At 35.7% G+C, this 17,833-nt stretch carries 9 protein-coding genes; 6 read left to right on the plus strand and 3 right to left on the minus strand.

Features of this window, described 5'->3' with window-relative positions:
* The first annotated feature begins 908 nt into the window (after positions 1-908).
* From AC07XN_RS07085 to AC07XN_RS07095, 3 genes are all read left to right on the plus strand, one after another.
* Positions 909-2,021 carry a FecR family protein gene (locus AC07XN_RS07085; protein WP_494742532.1) on the plus strand — a complete coding sequence of 371 codons (1,113 nt, stop codon included), beginning with the start codon at positions 909-911 and terminating at the stop codon, positions 2,019-2,021.
* 187 nt (positions 2,022-2,208) lie between these two features.
* Positions 2,209-5,814 carry a TonB-dependent receptor gene (locus AC07XN_RS07090; RefSeq protein WP_494742533.1) on the plus strand — a complete coding sequence of 1,202 codons (3,606 nt, stop codon included), beginning with the start codon at positions 2,209-2,211 and terminating at the stop codon, positions 5,812-5,814.
* 67 nt (positions 5,815-5,881) lie between these two features.
* The gene (locus AC07XN_RS07095; RefSeq protein WP_309918457.1) at positions 5,882-7,609 is read left to right on the plus strand and encodes a RagB/SusD family nutrient uptake outer membrane protein; all 1,728 of its coding nucleotides are present in this window, start codon (positions 5,882-5,884) and stop codon (positions 7,607-7,609) included.
* A 203-nt stretch (positions 7,610-7,812) separates the two neighbouring features.
* On the opposite strand, the gene AC07XN_RS07100 is transcribed toward AC07XN_RS07095, so the two are convergent.
* The 3 genes from AC07XN_RS07100 to AC07XN_RS07110 form a co-directional block, all read right to left on the minus strand.
* Positions 7,813-9,252 carry a sialate O-acetylesterase gene (locus AC07XN_RS07100; protein ID WP_494742534.1) on the minus strand — a complete coding sequence of 480 codons (1,440 nt, stop codon included), beginning with the start codon at positions 9,250-9,252 and terminating at the stop codon, positions 7,813-7,815.
* Between the two features lie 169 nt (positions 9,253-9,421).
* Positions 9,422-11,899, minus strand: coding sequence for a glycoside hydrolase family 95 protein (locus AC07XN_RS07105; protein WP_494742535.1), 2,478 nt, complete (start codon positions 11,897-11,899; stop codon positions 9,422-9,424).
* A gap of 245 nt (positions 11,900-12,144) precedes the next feature.
* Positions 12,145-12,834 (minus strand): DUF6250 domain-containing protein, encoded by a 690-nt coding sequence (locus AC07XN_RS07110; RefSeq protein WP_494742536.1) that lies wholly within the window; start codon positions 12,832-12,834, stop codon positions 12,145-12,147.
* A gap of 165 nt (positions 12,835-12,999) precedes the next feature.
* On the opposite strand from AC07XN_RS07110, the gene AC07XN_RS07115 reads away from it, so the two are divergent.
* From AC07XN_RS07115 to AC07XN_RS07125, 3 genes are all read left to right on the plus strand, one after another.
* Complete coding sequence (locus AC07XN_RS07115; RefSeq protein ID WP_494742537.1) at positions 13,000-15,711, plus strand: exo-rhamnogalacturonan lyase family protein; 2,712 nt, start codon at positions 13,000-13,002, stop codon at positions 15,709-15,711.
* 208 nt (positions 15,712-15,919) lie between these two features.
* Positions 15,920-16,771: an SDR family NAD(P)-dependent oxidoreductase gene (locus tag AC07XN_RS07120; protein ID WP_494742538.1), complete on the plus strand. Its 852-nt coding sequence runs from the start codon at positions 15,920-15,922 to the stop codon at positions 16,769-16,771.
* A 130-nt stretch (positions 16,772-16,901) separates the two neighbouring features.
* On the plus strand, positions 16,902-17,801 hold the full coding sequence (locus AC07XN_RS07125; RefSeq protein WP_309918534.1) for a helix-turn-helix domain-containing protein: 900 nt from the start codon (positions 16,902-16,904) through the stop codon (positions 17,799-17,801).
* Positions 17,802-17,833 lie beyond the last annotated feature (32 nt).

A 17,833-nucleotide genomic window follows, 5' to 3' on the forward strand; every position in this document is an offset into this window, starting at 1 on the left:
ACGTATGATTTTGAACTTTAAGATACCTACTTTGATTTTTTAATTTGTTTTAATCACAAATATTGGTCAGAATAAGCCTATGTTTTTGCTTTTGTTTCATAATCAATAAATAGATTCGAAATTAATTCAATTTGTCTCTCTTTAAGACTCGAATAACATCACTCCTATTTTTAAAATTAATTCAATTTGTCTCGTTTCTTAGTATAAGTAGTCTATTCAAAGGAACTTTAATTAATTCAAAAAGTCTCTGTTGGTTAACAAAAGGATTTTATTAAAATGACTTGTATTCATTCAAATTGTCTCGTTTGTGACTCCTGAAATCTACTTTGAATGCATTCAAAAAGTCTCACTTTGCTGACTAATAAATAGTTAGCTATTCATTCAAATTGTCTCGCTTCAGAGTTTTGTAAATCTATTTGAACTACTTTAAAATTAATTCAAATTGTCTCTCTTTGCAGCCATTTCTTTCGCTTAGAATTCGTAAAAATACATTCAAAAAGTCTCGCTTGTCATATCTTTCTGGATTTGAATTAATTCAATTTGTCTCGTTTATGCATTCAAATTGTCTCTTTTAAAAATCGCTACAGATGTATTGTTATCTTGGGGATACTGAAAAACAATAAAACAACACCCTTATTGAAGGTAAAAGGCGAGTGGAGTATAATATTAAAAGATACATGTAAAGACATTCAATTTGTCTCACTTCTAATATTGGTATTAGTATGAGAGCATTGGGTCCACAATGAACCCAATGCTCTATTTACAGGATAGTTTGTTATAAACAAACAAGCCTGTAGACCTAGAAAAGAACATGTTATAAATATTTTAAAATATTATTTCATAAAAAGGGTATATAATTTATACTTCTACATCTTTATCATGAAACCAAATAAAGTGCAATAATTCCTATGCAGCATTATAAAAACTATAGACCAGAAGATTTTGCTTCTGACGCGTCATTCAGAAGATGGGTGTTGGAAGGAAATGATTACGATACAATATTTTGGGAGAATTGGATAGACAACAATCCAGAAAAAAGAGAAGACATTGAAAATAGCAAAAATATATTATTATCAATTACCAATGCCTTTAATCAAATATCAGATGATGAATTACAAGAAGAATTAGAAAAACTTGAATTTAAACTGGATGAAAAGGAAGATGCTCAATCAAAATTGAAGACATTTTTATTCAACAGACGGTTTTTTTATGTAGCGGCATCTGTAGCGATGTTATTAGGCGGATTTTGGTGGTTTGTAAAACAAACAGGAAATATGCGGTATGGTGATATGTTATTCCATTCAAATAAAACAGTATTAGTCAATAACGATTTGATAGAAAAAGAAAACTTTACAGGTCATCAAATAACGGTAGCATTGGCGGATGGTAGTATTGTAATCCTGCAAAATGAAAGTAAGATTAGTTATCCAAAGACATTTGCGAAGGAAAAAAGAGAAGTATATTTAGAAGGAGAGGCATTTTTTGAAATTGCAAAAGACCCACAAAAACCATTTTATGTATTTGCCAATGATTTAGTAACTAAAGTATTGGGAACAAGTTTTTCGGTTAAAAACGATAAAATTTCAAAAAAAGTAAAAGTTATTGTAAAAACCGGTAGAGTTTCAGTATTTGAAAGAACAGAAGAAAACCTGAATAAGCAACAAACTCAAACACAATTAGATGGGTTAGTACTTACGCCAAATCAGCAAGTGGTTTTTGATGAAGTAGATAAAAGAATGCAACGGTCGACGGTAGAAAATCCAGAGATTTTAGCGATGCCAATTCAAAAAAACTTGTTTGAGTTTGACCATACGCCCATTGCAGATGTATTTAAAAAGTTAGAAGAATCGTATGGTTTGAAAGTAATGTTTGATAAAGATGTAATGAAGAATTGCTATTTAACGGCCTCGTTGGCTGATGAACCATTGTTCGAAAAACTACTTTTGATTTGTAAAACAATAGATGCTAGGTACGAAGTTATCGATGCACAAATAATAATTTATAGCAAAGGATGTATTTAAAATAACCCAATAAAATGTATGATGAAATAGCCCAATCAAAGAAAAAACGTATTAAAAAATAAGGCGAAAGTGCTGCAACACTCTCGCCTTGTGAACCCCAAAAATCTGTTGGCTAAGATTACACCCATATAAATGGGTGATTGGGAGAATTTTGCCAAATCAAAACAATGACAAAACAAACAAATGTATGAAAAACAGATTACTATTTCAAAAAACAATTTTAAAAATCATGCGAATAAGTCTGTATCAAGTACTTATGGCGATTGTATTCACAACCATCGCACAAGCTCATAAGACAATCGCTCAGGAAATACTTGAACGCAAAGTTTCAGTGCAATTATATAATCAGAATATTGAGTCTATTTTACATACAATCGAGAAAGCTTCTGAAGTACAGTTTATGTACAACCATCAAATTTTTGATAGTAAACAGAAAATATCATTTAATGCTGAAAACGAAAAGCTCAATAAAGTATTAGACAGACTATTAAGTCCGCTAAAAATAGATTATGAATTAGCAGGAAACAGAATTATATTAAAAAGAGGTTTGAAGTCGATTGCTAGCATTAGCACAATCGAAAATTTAAGTACTGAATTAATTCAAGCAGAACAGTTAGTAAAAGGAAAAATAACTGATGAAAAAGGAGAGGGGATACCCGGTGCCAATGTCTCCATTAAAGGAACGCAAAAAGGAACTTCCTCTGATGCATTGGGTAATTATACTATTTCAGTACCTGATGAGAAGGCAGTTTTGATATTTTCTTCTGTGGGTTTTGAGAAAAAAGAGATTGTTGTTGGGAAACGTATAAACATTGACGTGACGCTAGCTAACGATGTTAAATCACTGGAAGAGGTAGTCGTAGTGGGGTATGGTACAGCAAAAAAAGCGACGTTAACAGGGTCTGTGTCAACTGTTAATGCAGCTACTTTTAAAGATAGAGGCCCAGTGTCAAGTCCATTAGCAGCTTTACAAGGACAAGTTGCTGGTGTTACCGTAACCCGTAGTTCGGCACAGGCTGGTCGTGAGGGTTGGAATTTTCAAATTCGTGGTGCTTCCTCTGCGAATGCTACAGAACCATTGGTCATTGTAGATGGTGTTCCTGTGCCAAATGTAAGTGCTTTGAATTCTTTTAACCCGAATGATATTGAAAATATCTCATTTTTGAAAGATGGAGCTGCGGCTATTTATGGGTCAAGAGCAGCTGGCGGTGTTGTTTTGATTACTACTAAGAGAGGAAAGTCTGGCAAAATGACTATCGAATATAATGCTTCTACTTCCTTCAAAAAAGTAGGTCTGTTACCAAAACTAATTGATATCAATGGTTGGGGACCAATGATGAAAGAAGCCAGAACCGCAGATGGATTTGCACCTACCGATATTTGGTATAATTACGGTAATGTATCAATGTTAGCATTGGCTGCTGGAAAACAGTGGCTTACGAAAGCAGAATATGATGCTTTGAGTCCGAATGGAGCAAGTTTATTTTCAGATGTTAAAGATTTCACCTTTTTCAACGGAACAGAGCAAGATATGTTGTGGGGAAATGCTCGTTCATCAGAACATCAGTTGAGTATCTCTGGCAGAACAGAAAAAGCAGGATACCGTATCTCATTAGGATATTTAGACGACGGAAGTTTATTGAAAGTAGGCAATAACTCGGCTAAGCGTTATAACTTCCGTATGGCTCATGATTATCAGTTTACTAGTAAACTAAGGATGGAGACCAATCTCTCTTTTGAAAAACAAGATATTACACAACCTACTTACCTTGGAGATATTGTAAATAACGGTAATCAGCCGGGTAAGCCCTTAAGTGGACTAGGATTGACTGGAAAGCCATATATTTGGGGCTCAGGTTTAGGCAATGCCTCTGTAAACCAGATTGCGAGTTTAGGTGGAGATAATGATGAGTACAATAATCGTTTAAATACGAATTTAAATTTAACGTATAACTTTTCACCATCATTCAAGGCAGTAGGTTTTGCTGGATATTATTTGTTCAATACAGATATTAGAACTTTAGGAAATGCGATTCCTTGGTATAATTATGCAGGTGATATTTTACTTTCAACATTACCTACACGTAGCTTTTATCAACGCTCTACCAGACAAGAAGCTAATTATAACTTGAATGGATATTTAGAATATGATAAACAAATTGGAGATAAACATAACATCAAAGGAGTAGTAGGAGCTCAGTTTGAGCGTTTTGAGAAAAACATCTATATCGCTAAAACCTTTGATGTGTTAGCTAATGTACCACCGTCGTTATCGCTAAGTACAGGTGATGGGACTTCAAAAACAGTCCAAGAAACACAATTTCATATAGCATTGGCGGGATATTTTGGTCGTTTGAACTATAACTATGCAGATAAATATTTTGTAGAGGCTAATGCACGTTATGATGGTTCTTCAAAATTCCGTGCACAAGATCGTTGGAAATTATTTTATGGTATTTCTGGAGGATGGCGTTTGAGTGAAGAAACCTTTATGAAGGATTTAGGCATATTTGATGAATTAAAACTAAGAGGTTCGTATGGTATAATGGGTAATCAAAGTGGAATAGATAACTATGACTATATTCAATTTTTGAACTTAGCATATTCAACATCTTCTACTGATGCAAACTACCCAATTATTGGTACTAGCCCAGTAGTGCGTGTTGCACCTACAGGTACATTGGTAGCTTATGACCGTACATGGGAAAGGTTGGAGTCTAAAAACATAGGACTTGATTTTACTTTATTGAATAGAAAACTATCAGGAACATTTGAATATTTCTGGAAAAGAAATAATAATATGTTATTAAGTAGAACTTATTCGGCTGTGATTGGTGCCTCGGCTCCTAAAGGGAATAATGGCGATTTATCTGTTTGGGGGTGGGATTTTTCTTTGAACTGGAGAGATAAAATTGGGGATTTCTCGTACCGTATTGGGGGGAATATTTCAGATAATCAAAATAAGTTAGTGAATTTTGGTGGACAAAATATTATCAGTAGCGCCAACAGAGGTTTCAATAGTGCCGTTGAAGGTTACCCAATTGATTCATATTTTGGTTTAGTGTATGATGGACGTATTCAAACAGCAGAGCAATTAGCCAATTATAGAAAATACATTACTGGAAATAATATCGGTATGCCAGCAGGTGCAGAAACCGCTCAAGCTAATAATAAATTGGCCTTGGGGGATAATATGTACAAAGATGTAAATGGCGATGGAAAAATTACGTTCCCAGAAGATGCGGTTTTTTTAGGAACAGACAGACCTCGTTTATCATATTCATTTAACGGTGGTATTGAATATAAAGGCTTTGATGTGAATTTTATATTCCAAGGAGTAGGTAAAAGAACAATCGTTCGTGACGGTAACTGGCGTATTCCAGCGGCTGTAATTTTCCAAGCTCAGAATGCGGCTTTCCAAGACCAATGGTGGACACCAACTAGGACAGACGCTACTTTGCCTCGTATTTCGAGTACTGGAACAATCAATAACTACAACTATTTTCCTTCTAACTGGGTAGCTGAAGATGGCTCTTATTTAAGATTGAAAAATATAGTAATAGGTTATACTATTCCAAAAAGCATAACTCAGAAAGCTAAAATTGAACGCTTAAGAGTTTACTTTTCAGGAAATGATTTATTTGAATTCTCAAAAATTAAGGATGGTTGGGATCCAGAAGCACCAAGAACAGTTTCAAATGCTGGTGATTCTGATAACCTAAACGTAAGTACAACCAGTCAACGTTATCCATTTTATCGCTACTTTACTTTTGGTGTTAACTTAACATTTTAAGACTTTAATAGCTGATATTTCATTATGTACAATTACAATCATTGAGAATTTTAAAATTAATAAGGAAATGAAATTTAACAATAGATATTTAAAAATAGCACTAGCAGGACTATTACTAACCAACGTTAGCTGTAATAGTTTGGTTGATATGAAACCTATCAATGAGATTTCTGATGCAGATTATTGGAAAACTGCCGATCAGTTTAAACTAGCTGCTAATGAATTTTATACATATTTACGCACTTTTACTGATGTAATTAATGATAATCCACATTCAGACCGTCGTAGTGATATCGTTTATGTAACAGGTGGTTCTGTTTATAGCAATGGTTCAAATACTATTCCAGCATCTGATGGTAATTGGAATACTGCTTATGCAAGGATTCGTGCTACTAATTATTTATTGGATAAAGCAACCACCTATAGTCAACCTGCTGAAATACAGAAATATATAGCCGAAGCAAAGTTTTTTAGAGCATACATCTATTTCGATTTATTACAGCAATTTGGAGGAGTACCAATCGTTTCAAAATTATTGACAACTACTTCACAAGAGCTTACTAATCCAAGAAATACCAGAGATGAAGTAGTAGATTTTATTGTGCAGGATTTAGAAGCGGCCATAGCCATACTACCAACAGAAAGTGCTATTGCAACCACTGATAAAGGAAGAATAAGCAAAGGAGCGGCACAAGCTTTTTTAGGAAGAGTAGCCTTATATGAAGGGACATGGCAGAAGTCAAGAGGAAATACAACACGCGCGAATACTTTATTGGATAAAGCCATTGCTAATTCTGACGAAGTTATCAAAAGTGTTCAATATGAATTGTTTGCACCTGTTGCCTTAGGAGACTCTGCACAAAAATATCTGTTTATTTTGGAGAACCAGCAGTCAAACCCAGCAAACATTACTAAAGCAGCTAATAAAGAGTATATCCTAGCAAATAGATATGATTTTGCCACACGTCAAATACGTTTTAATGTTACTCACACATTGTTAAACAATGTTGTATGGGTTACTCGTAAATTCGCTACCATGTATCTTAGCAAAGACGGTTTACCTATTGAAAAATCGCCATTGTTTAAGGGATTCGCCACGACTACTTCTGAATACCAAAACAGAGATAACCGTATGAAATATAATATGATGCTTGATGGCAATTATTATTTTGACAACGAGAATCCGGGCGCTAGAACAAACTGGAAAGGTGATGCTGCTGAACTTGCTTTATCACGTGGAAAGCATAAATCAAATACTGCTTCTGGATACGGAAACCAAAAGTTTTGTACAGAAAGACGTTTAGATGATAATCAAGAGGGGTATGACTATCCCGTAATCAGATATGCTGAGGTATTATTAAACTATGCTGAAGCAGTGTATGAAAGAAACGAAGCAATATCAGATGTTGATTTAGACAAGTCGCTTAATTTGGTTCGTAATCGTGTAAACAAAACGATGCCAAAATTAAGCAATGGCTTCGTGCAAGCTAATGGACTTGATTTAAGAACAGAAATTAGAAGAGAGAGAACGATTGAGTTATATTTAGAAGGATTTAGAAGAGATGATTTGATTCGCTGGAAAACGGCGGAAGTAGAAATGCCCAAGCCAATTGAAGGAATTACGTGGACTGGTACAGCTTATGAGACTTATTGGTCAGGTATTAAAAATAATGTTGTCAATGGTAATTATCGTTTAGAATCGAGTAGAGTATGGCAAGAAAAGCATTATCTATTGCCACTTCCATCACAACAACTACAATTAAACACTAATCTTGTACAGAATACAGGCTGGTAAAATATTACTTATATATTATATTTCTTTTAATAGGGACAACACATTGTGTGTCCCTATTTTTATTGAAAACTATTGTAGAGAAGATTATTTAAAAAGTACAATTGTATTATTATGTATTTATATTTATAATAGTCTATAAATCAAATATTTAATTTGATTATTTGTGATAAGTATCTGTGGCTAATTATTAGCTAAGTTATAGTTTAATGTTTCCAATCTAACCCATTTGTTCTAAAAGGAACAACAGGTAAATTGGACTCATTTACTAAGTTGGGCATCGCAGTTTCGTCCCAAGCAAAACGGACATATTTGGGTTTGGTAATTTCAGTATTTGAAACAATGATTTTGTTGCCTTGTATTTCAGCTTTAGCCTTTAAAAATGTCCCATCCACACCTGCAATCTGAAACCAATTAGGCTCTTTTCCATCATTTGTTTTAAAAGATTGTACCTCGTCAAAACGAAGAATAATCTTTCCCTTTTTGACCTTCATTTTTTTATAGTGAGGGTTTTTGTAAGGAATGCCTTTTTGTCCATAGTCTTTAGCTAAAGCAATGGCTGATAGTCTTTTGCCTACTTCCCATTTGTACGAAGGATGTATGTCAGCAAGGTTATCTACCAAGTCGGTTACTACAACCATCCCAGTATTTGGAATTTTAAGCGTTAATGCTTGAGCTTCCCAAAACTCAGGAAGGGTTTCGTTGGTGTGACTTATTTTGTCTTTACGTTTGCTATAATAATATGGGGCAATCTGTACAAAATAAAATGGGAGGGAAGCGTCAGCCCATTTATTGCGCCACGCATCAATCAATAATTTTGATTTTTCGGTATAACGGATTGTCTCATTTAACATACAATTAGATTCACCCTGATACCATAATATACCTTTGATAGCGAAAGGCGCCAATGGTGCAATCATACTTTCATAGTTTTTTCCAATATCTGAACCATCTATTTTACTAGTTTCGCCTAAGTCTTTGGCAAAAAAAGGAGAAGACTGGTAACTTTCAAGGGGTGTCCATGGTTCAATACGACTACCACCCCAAGAAGAGCTAATAATTCCAACTGGCACATTGAGGGTATTTTGTAATTGTTTAGCAAAATAAAATCCTATTGCCGAAGCTTTTCCCATAGGTTCCCCTGCTGCTTCCGACCAGCCCTTTGTACTGATATCTGTCAAGTTAACTTTTTTATCAACCGTCAGTAATCTGATACTAGAATATTGCTTGGTTAAATCAATCGCTGAACTATCAATACCTTTCTGAGGCTTTGCATAATTTTTCAATAAGCTCATTGGGTATTCCATGTTCGATTGCCCCGAACATAACCATACCTCACCAACCAAAATATTGTTTAATAAAATGGTAGAATCGCCCGAAATAATCAATGTTCTAGGTTCAAAAGAAGGCTTTTCGGCTTGTAAGGTAGTTTTCCAAACCCCCTTTTCATCTGCTTGTGCTACAGATTGTTGTGTCCCAAATTGTATAGATATAGTTTTCTGTGGGCTACTCCATCCCCAAATAGTAATAGGTTTATTGGCTTGCAAAACCATGTTACTGCCCAATACGTTAGGCAAACGAATTTGTGCTTGAATGGCAGAAAGTAATAGGATATTAACAAATAAGAAGGAGAAGATTTTCTTCATGTGAAATGTTAATTAATATTCAAGATTTTAATAATATGTTACAATAATACTAAAAGCAATTACTGACAAACATATACTAATAAGATGGCGAAGGCAAAAAATAGCCTAAACATCAAACACTGACATTTAGGCTATTTTAGTTACTTAGTTTTATGATTTTAAAGTAAAATCATAAAACTTCAAATGTGTAAGTTTTACCTTTTTGAGTGGTAAAATCATATAAGAAAGTCGGAGTGATTTCTGGCAGTTTAATAGTTGCTTTTGGTGAAATAATAGGTTTTTCTGTTATTTCCGTTACAAATAAAGGATTACTATTTTCTCCTTTGGCAACTTGTAAATTAACACTTTTAGTTTTTAACGCCGTAACAGTCCGCAAACGACAATTCCCGCCAATGGTTGATTTGATTTGTAGACTTTTTATTTTCCCATTTTCCCAAGTCATTTTTACAATCTCAAAACCACCACGTGTTTTTAAGCCTGTAATACTTCCTTTTTCTTTCCAGAAATCGGGTAAAGCAGGTAGTAAATAAATAGCTCCATCATAACTCTGCACTAACATTTCGGCAATGCCCGAAGTACAGCCAAAGTTTCCATCTATTTGAAAAGGTGCGTGAGCATCAAACAAATTGGGATAAGTACCCCCACCAGCTGCATTCACCCCTAAGGGTGATAATTGGTTTTGAATCAATTTATGGGCATGGTTTCCGTCTAACATCCTTGCCCACCAGTTTACTTTCCAACCCATACTCCACCCAGTTGAAATATCCCCACGTTGATTAAGCGTATTGCCTGCTCCTACAAATAACTCAGGAGTACGATATGGCGAAATCTGACTTGAAGGGAACAACCCATATAAATGAGAAATATGACGGTGCTTATCGTTCGGGTCATCTATATCTTCCATCCATTCTTGTACTTGGTTATGCTGACCAATACGCATAGGCGATAAGCGATTACGAACAGTTTTAAGCGTATCCACCAATTTATCATCTTTTTTTAATATTTCAGCCGCACGTATTGTCACACTTAACATATCAAATACAATCTGATTGTCCATCGTCACACCAGCATCAAAAGAAGAACCTTGATGAGCAGCAGGAGCATTTTCTGGAGAAGTTCCTGGGTTTATCACCAGGTACTTATTACGAGGATCTTCCACCAAATCATCTACAAAGAATAAAGCTCCGCCTTTTAAAATGGGGTAAATTTCAGCTAGATATCCTTTGTCGCCCGTATAAAGATAACGTTCCCACAAATGCTGACATAACCAAGCACCACCCATGCTCCAAACACCCCAAAAAATACGGTCAACTGGGCCTGTTATTCTCCACAAATCTGTATTGTGGTGTGCTACCCAGCCTCTTGAACCATACATCGTTCTGGCTGTTTCCTGTCCCGTTTCTGACAATTCTTTAATCATCTTAAACAAAGGCTCGTGCATTTCAGATAAATTAGTTTTTTCAGCAGGCCAATAATTCATCTGCGTATTGATGTTGATAGTATATTTACTATCCCAAGATGGAAACATCTTTTCATTCCAAATGCCCTGTAAATTAGCAGGTTGTCCACCAGAATTGGAAGAAGAAATCAATAAATAACGACCGTATTGAAAGTATAAACTAGCAAAAGTTGGGTCATTATTGGTTCTAAATTCCTCTAAGCGAACATCAGTAGGCTTGCTTTCTGCCACTGGATTATAACCTAAATCTAATTTCACTCGATTAAAATAATGCTGAAAACTAGCGATATGTTCGTTGAGTAAAGTGGCATAAGGTTTTGAGATAGCTTTTTGTAAATCTGTTTCACATCTAGCTGCTTCGTTACCTGTCAGGTCTTTATAAGTATTATAATTTGTGGCGATATTTACGTAAATAGTCACCTCGTTTGCTCCGACAATGCTTGTAAGGGTATCATTAACGGTAATGTTTCCGCCTTGTAGCTTAAAAGTTGTCTGCGCATTGAATTTGAGTGCACCCCCTGCTACGCCTTCATGACCTGTAGTAGCTCCATGCAAAATCAATTGTTTTTTAGCATTGGTGCTGATTTTAACATCTTTTTGTGGAGTTGTAAAAAATGCATCAAAAGATATACTATTAGCTTTGTTGGCGGTAATATGCATAATCAATGTATTCGCAGGAGCAGATACATAAGCTGTTCGGGTGTATTGCACACCGTCTACAATATAGGTAGTGGTACTAACAGCACGCTGAATATCTAATTCACGACGATAATTACTGAAATTTTCATGTTTATCGAAACGTAAATTCAAGCTACCGACAGGCTGAAAAATTTGTCCATTTGATTTTTTACTTTGCAACGTTTTACCTGCCAGTATTTCAGCTTCTTTTTGTTTGCCTTCAAAAACTAATTTACGAATAGCAGGTAAAGACGCTAAGGCATCTGGATTGTCATTGCGATTTGGGCTTCCCGTCCAAACAGAAGTTTCGTTTAATTGTAAAACTTCTTGCGCCACATTGCCATACACCATCGCGCCGATTTTACCATTTCCTATTGGTAATGCTCTTTCCCAAACTTTGCCAGATGGTTTATCGTACCACAAAACGAGTGATTTTTGTGCCTGTATAAGGTTTGAAAAAGTGAGAAGAAATAGGATAATTAAGGTCTTATTAAATAGATTTTTTGTCATTTTGCAATTCGTTACAGTTATTTCTGAAATAATATCAAATCATAAGAATATAATACAGTTAATCGATTAATCCGTCTTTCAGAATAATACTCTTTAAAGATGAATTAGCATAAAAAGGATAATAATGAGCTTTATACTCATCTATTTTTATTTTGCGAAGAGCATAATGTCAAAAAAGTAAGATAGCTAAGAGAGGGGTAAGGAGAAAATCCATTATTCCTTAAATCTTCCAGTCTTAAAGTACTTTAGTCTTTAAAAACCTTAAAATCCCAAATTTCCTGATGTGAAAAAGTAGAACGAAAACCAAAGTAAGATTTACTAGGAAAATTTTCATCATTGGCCTCAAAGAGTTTTTCACCATCTACCCAAAAACTAGTAGAATTGTCTTTGACAATAATCTTTATTTGATATTCGTGGTTAGCTTTTAATAGGTAATGAGCATCGTTTTTTTCTGCTAAAAGTTTTCGGTCTCCATTGCCTTGATATTTTCTAAAACGTGTAGTGGTGTTGGTGTTCCCGCCCATGCCAACATAATACATTTTCAAATTATCATACTCTTCGAATTTACCAGAGCGTGTAAAGAGATTAGCATTAGCAGGGGCTTCTGTTAACCAAAATACATTAAGGTCCGAAAGTCTATCGTTTACCCCACCATTTACAATAATTTTACGTTTAAAAGTTATGATATAATTGCCTTGTAGAGGCTGATTGAACCATATACTAACGCCACCTTTGGTATCTAAGACTAATTTGCCATTATCGGTATATACCTTAGAGTTGGCTAAAGGCTCAATTTCTGGAACCCATTTTTTAGTATTTAATTTACCTTTGAAGTTTTCTGAATAAAGTTCATTTTGATGAGGAATATTATTGCTTTTACAGCCAGTTTGAAGTAAATAAATAGAGGATATGAGGAACAGCATTAGCTTTTTCACGAATCAAAAGTATATTTTAGTTAAATAATTGGGTAAAATTACTGAAAAAAATGCTTTTTAGCCTTGAGCTGACAACATAAGCATTTAGCTTTGGACATTTACTCAATCACTAACAACATCGTCAAGCCGAGTGTCGGCAAAAATCCACAATACAACTCTAAATACATGAAGTCACCCTTTTCTTTTACCCGTAGAGCATTCGTAAAGAAATCAATGATTGCTACTGCTGGTCTTCCTTTAGCATCTTCGTTTGCAAATAGCCAAGATAAAAAAAGTATCATTATAGCACCTAATACTGTGCCCTTATCATGGTTAGACACTCAATATTCTTCCCTTTTCAAAGGAACTACTTTTGGGATACCGTGGCCTAAAGGTCAGCTAAAAAAAGGGACAGAACTTACTTTGGTAAGTAATGAGAACATCATTCCTACTCAAACTTGGCCATTGGCTTATTGGCCAGATGGTAGTTTAAAGTGGACTGCCCATGCGATTAGTAAAAATGAAAAGTTATCGGAAAAGATACAATTGAAAATTGGTAAAAGTAGCAAACTAGCTACTTCATTAGCAATTGAGGACAGTGCCGAAAGTATTAAAATAGATACAGGAAAGATTCAATGTGAAATCAGCAAAAATGGACAAACGTTGATTACATCTTTGAAAAGTGCAGGGAAAGAGATTGGACAAAATGGTAAATTAGTTTTGTCGGTACAAGATAAGGTAGAAGGAGGGGAGTCATTTAGTATAGATACTTTTGAAGGAAAAATCAATAAAGTAATAGTAGAGCAAAGCGGAGCTATCAGAGCCGTAGTTAAGATAGAAGGAACACACGAAAATGCTCAGAAAAAAAGCATATTACCCTTTGTAGTGCGTTTGTATTTTTATGCCGAAGCTGAATCTATCAGGATGTTACATACCATTATTTATGATGGAGATGAAAACAAAGATTTTATCAAAGGGCTAGGCATCCGTTTTTCAGTGCCTTTGAATGAGCCATTATATGACAGGCATATACGTTTTGTAGGAGAAAACAAAGGCGTATTTGCTGAAGCCGTGCAAGGATTATCAGGTTTAAGAAGAGATGCTGGAAGGGTAGCTTTAGATGCTCAGATAGGAGGGAAAACGGTAACGCAAATACCTGATAATGTACTTAAAAATATTCAATATATTCCTGCATTTGGAGATTATACGCTTTTTCAAGGCACGCCAGATGCTTTTGATATTCAGAAAAGAACCAAAACAGGCTACTCGTGGGTGCAGTCTGCTTATGGTGGTCGTGCTAGTGGAACGGGTTATTTAGGTACACCAAAAGGAGGATTGGCTTTTGGTATCCGCAATTTTTGGCAGAGTTACCCTGCTCAGATAGACATCAAAAATGCACATACAGCTTTAGGTGAAGTAACATTATGGCTTTGGGCACCTAAAGCGCCAGCAATGGATTTACGTGCCTATCATGATGGGATGGGCGAAGATACTTATGAGAAACAATTAAATGCTCTTGACATCACTTATGAAGATTATGAACCTGAATTTGGCCGACCTTTTGGCGTAGCACGCACCAGTGAATTACAAATATGGGCTTTAGCCGAAACGCCATCCAACGAAATGTTAACGGATATTGCTCAGCAAATACAAGAACCCCCATTGCTTGTAGCAACGCCTGAATATTTAGCAGGAGTGGGTATTTTTGGGAGTGCGTTTAGTTTACCCGACAAAACATCTCCTAAAAAGCAAGCCATTGAAAATCAGTTAGATTTTCATTTTGACTATTACAAAAAACAGATTGACCAACGCCGTTGGTATGGTTTCTGGAATTTTGGAGATGTAATGCATAGTTATGACCAAGACCGTCACGTTTGGAAATATGATGTTGGCGGATTTGCTTGGGATAATTCTGAACTCTCTACAGACTTATGGCTTTGGTACTATTTCTTAAGAACAGGCAGAAGTGATGTATTCAGAATGGCAGAAGCCATGACTCGCCATACAGGAGAAGTAGATGTGCATCATATCGGAAGATTCAGTCCACTTGGTTCACGCCATAATGTACAACATTGGGGTTGTAGTGCCAAACAACTTAGAATTAGTACAGCCGCCAACCGTCGTTTTTATTATTACCTGACAGCCGACGAAAGAGTAGGAGACTTGATGAGAGAGCAAGTAAATGCTGATAGAACACTCAGAACCATTATTCCGGGTAGGAAAATAGGTCAAAAAGCACCATTGTCAGACCCTAAAGGCGAATATGCCAGTGTTTCTTTTGGTACAGACTGGGGGGCGTTATCTGCCGCGTGGCTTACTGAGTGGGAGCGTACCGAGAACCTACAGATTAAAGCCAAATTATTAAATAGCATGCGTACCATTGCAGAACAAGCACATGGCTTTTTTGCAGGGGGAGCTATCATGGAGCTATCAACAGGAAAATATCAACAAGAGGATGCTAAGAAGATTTCGGTGTCTCACCTAAGTGCCGTTTTTGGTTTAGCTGAAATATGTGCTGAATTAATAGATGTAGTGGATATGCCTATTTTCGAGAAGGCTTGGCTACAATATTGTCAATTGTATAATGGCACAGCCGAAGAACAGAAAGCCGTATTGGGCGAAAGCCTGAAAAAACTAAACTTAGAACAAGGACATGCACGACTAACCGCTTTTGCGGCTAAGCGGAATAAGGATCCTGAATTAGGAAAGAGAGCTTGGAAAGAATTTTATGCAGGAGAGGGTGGCATCAGGAAGCCATCAACGCAAATAACAAAATTGGCAGGGCCTAAAGTACTGAATCCAATTGACGAAGGAGTTGGTATCTCAACCAATAGCGTGGCTCAATGGGGCTTGGCTGCGATGCAGTGTCTAGCTTTTGCTAGTAAGGAGTTAGAGTAATTCTTTGCGATAGGCTATAAGCTTTAGGCAATGACAATATTATATTAATTTTCAACTAAAGCTTATAGCCTATCGCCTACAGCAAAGAACAAATTGTTTGAATTTTGCAAGTATTGCTTTGTTTACCGCAATCACGCTGTTTGATTCCTACACTAATTTTGTATCGTTAAAAACAATAAATATTGTCAAACAAAACAAAATTAGTATAATGGAAAATACATCACAAAAAGTATGGTTTGTTACTGGAGCATCTAAAGGTTTAGGGCTTGTATTAGTAAAACAACTATTAAATAATGGCCAAAAAGTTGCCGCTACATCAAGAAATATAGCAGAACTTAGGGAAGCAGTCGGTATCGTTTCAGACAACTTTTTACCATTAGCGGTACAACTTACGCAAGAAGAAAGTGTAGCAGTAGCGATTAAAACAACGGTAGATTATTTTGGTAAAATTGAGGTAATCGTCAACAATGCTGGATACGGTTTAGTGGGTGCGGTAGAAGAATTGAGCGATGAAGAAACGCGTCAGAATTTTGAAGTAAACGTGTTCGGTTCATTAAATGTTATTCGTCAAGCATTACCTTATTTAAGAGCACAAAAATCAGGACATATTTTTAACATTGCTTCAATCGGTGGATTTACAGGCGCATTTCCAGGGTTTGGAATTTACTGTGCTACTAAATTTGCCTTGCATGGTTTTTCAGAATCATTAGCGGCAGAAGTAAAAGACTTTGGCATCAACGTAACAATCGTTTCACCGGGATATTTCAGAACTAATTTCTTAAGTGCTTCTTCTTTGAGTGTTCCTAAAAATCAAATTCAAGCTTATCAAACAGTACGTGAAGTACAAAGCACGCATGAAAACGAATATGATGGTAACCAAAATGGCGACCCAGAAAAAGCGGCACAAGTGCTTATTAAAATAGCTGAATCTCAACAACCACCTTTACATTTATTTTTAGGAGCTGATGCCTACCATTTAGCAGAAGTGAAGATGGAAGCGGTAAAACAAGATTTAGAAAGCGTAAGAACATTAGCTACTGCCACAGGGTTTGATAATTAAGACATGATGATTTTGTAAAAGGAAAAATAATCAATCATACTTCTTTTAAAGGAAACGATAATTTGGTAAATTATGCCTGACCTGCTTTTTTTAAGCGGGTTTTGGGCTTTGAAATAAATCTATACAAATGATATCAACGACTGAAACCTTAGAAGATTTTTATCAACATAAATTCAATTACCTTCCTGAGAATTTAAAACAGGATTTAGGGCATTTTAATGTTTTTAGGTTAGAAGACTGCATTGCAGGGGGAACACCCATCAATTATAGTCGGAGAGATTTTTATAAAGTGAGCTTAATCAGAGGACGCAATATTTATCATTATGCCGATAAAAGCATCGAAATAGACGGCCCAACGCTCATTTTTTTTAATCCACAAGTACCCTATACGTGGGAGTTGATTTCTGGAGAAACTACAGGTTTCTTTTGTATTTTCAAGGAAGCGTTTTTTACCGAAAATCTTAGGAGTAATATTAATGACTTGCCGATGTTCAAAATAGGAGGGAAGCCGGCTTTTTTATTAAATGAAGCGCAAGATGAATACCTTAGTGGAATTTTTCTGAAAATGATGACGGAAATAAATTCTGATTATCGCTATAAATATGACCTTATCCGCAATTATGTTACAGAAATGATTCATGCAGCGATGAAGATTGAGCCTACCGAAAGACTCTATCAACATCCTGATGCTAATTCTAGGATTACGGCTGTTTTTACAGAATTGTTGGAACGCCAGTTCCCGATAGAATCCCCTTCACAACGCTTTTCACTGCGTTCTGCAAAAGATTTTGCTGAAAAACTATATGTGCATGTAAATCATCTGAATAGGGCGATTAAAATCACGACAGGCAAAACAACTACGGATTTAATCACTGAACGATTAATAAACGAGGCAAGAGCTTTGCTAAAACACACTGATTGGAATATTTCTGAGATAAGCTACTGCTTAGGGTTTGAAGAACCTGCTCACTTCAATAACTTCTTTAGAAAACAATTACAAATGAATCCGTCGGCGTATAGAATGAATTAATTGTGAATTAGTGAGTGGTGAATTGTGAGTTA

Source organism: Arcicella sp. GW458-12-2-14-TSB2, from assembly GCF_059423785.1.

Coding starts and splice junctions, on each gene's coding strand:
- AC07XN_RS07120 (WP_494742538.1), top strand. CDS start 15,920: ATGGAAAATACATCACAAAAAGTATGGTTTGTTACTGGAGCATCTAAA.
- AC07XN_RS07085 (WP_494742532.1), top strand. CDS start 909: ATGCAGCATTATAAAAACTATAGACCAGAAGATTTTGCTTCTGACGCG.
- AC07XN_RS07105 (WP_494742535.1), bottom strand. CDS start 11,899: ATGACAAAAAATCTATTTAATAAGACCTTAATTATCCTATTTCTTCTC.
- AC07XN_RS07095 (WP_309918457.1), top strand. CDS start 5,882: ATGAAATTTAACAATAGATATTTAAAAATAGCACTAGCAGGACTATTA.
- AC07XN_RS07100 (WP_494742534.1), bottom strand. CDS start 9,252: ATGAAGAAAATCTTCTCCTTCTTATTTGTTAATATCCTATTACTTTCT.
- AC07XN_RS07115 (WP_494742537.1), top strand. CDS start 13,000: ATGAAGTCACCCTTTTCTTTTACCCGTAGAGCATTCGTAAAGAAATCA.
- AC07XN_RS07090 (WP_494742533.1), top strand. CDS start 2,209: ATGAAAAACAGATTACTATTTCAAAAAACAATTTTAAAAATCATGCGA.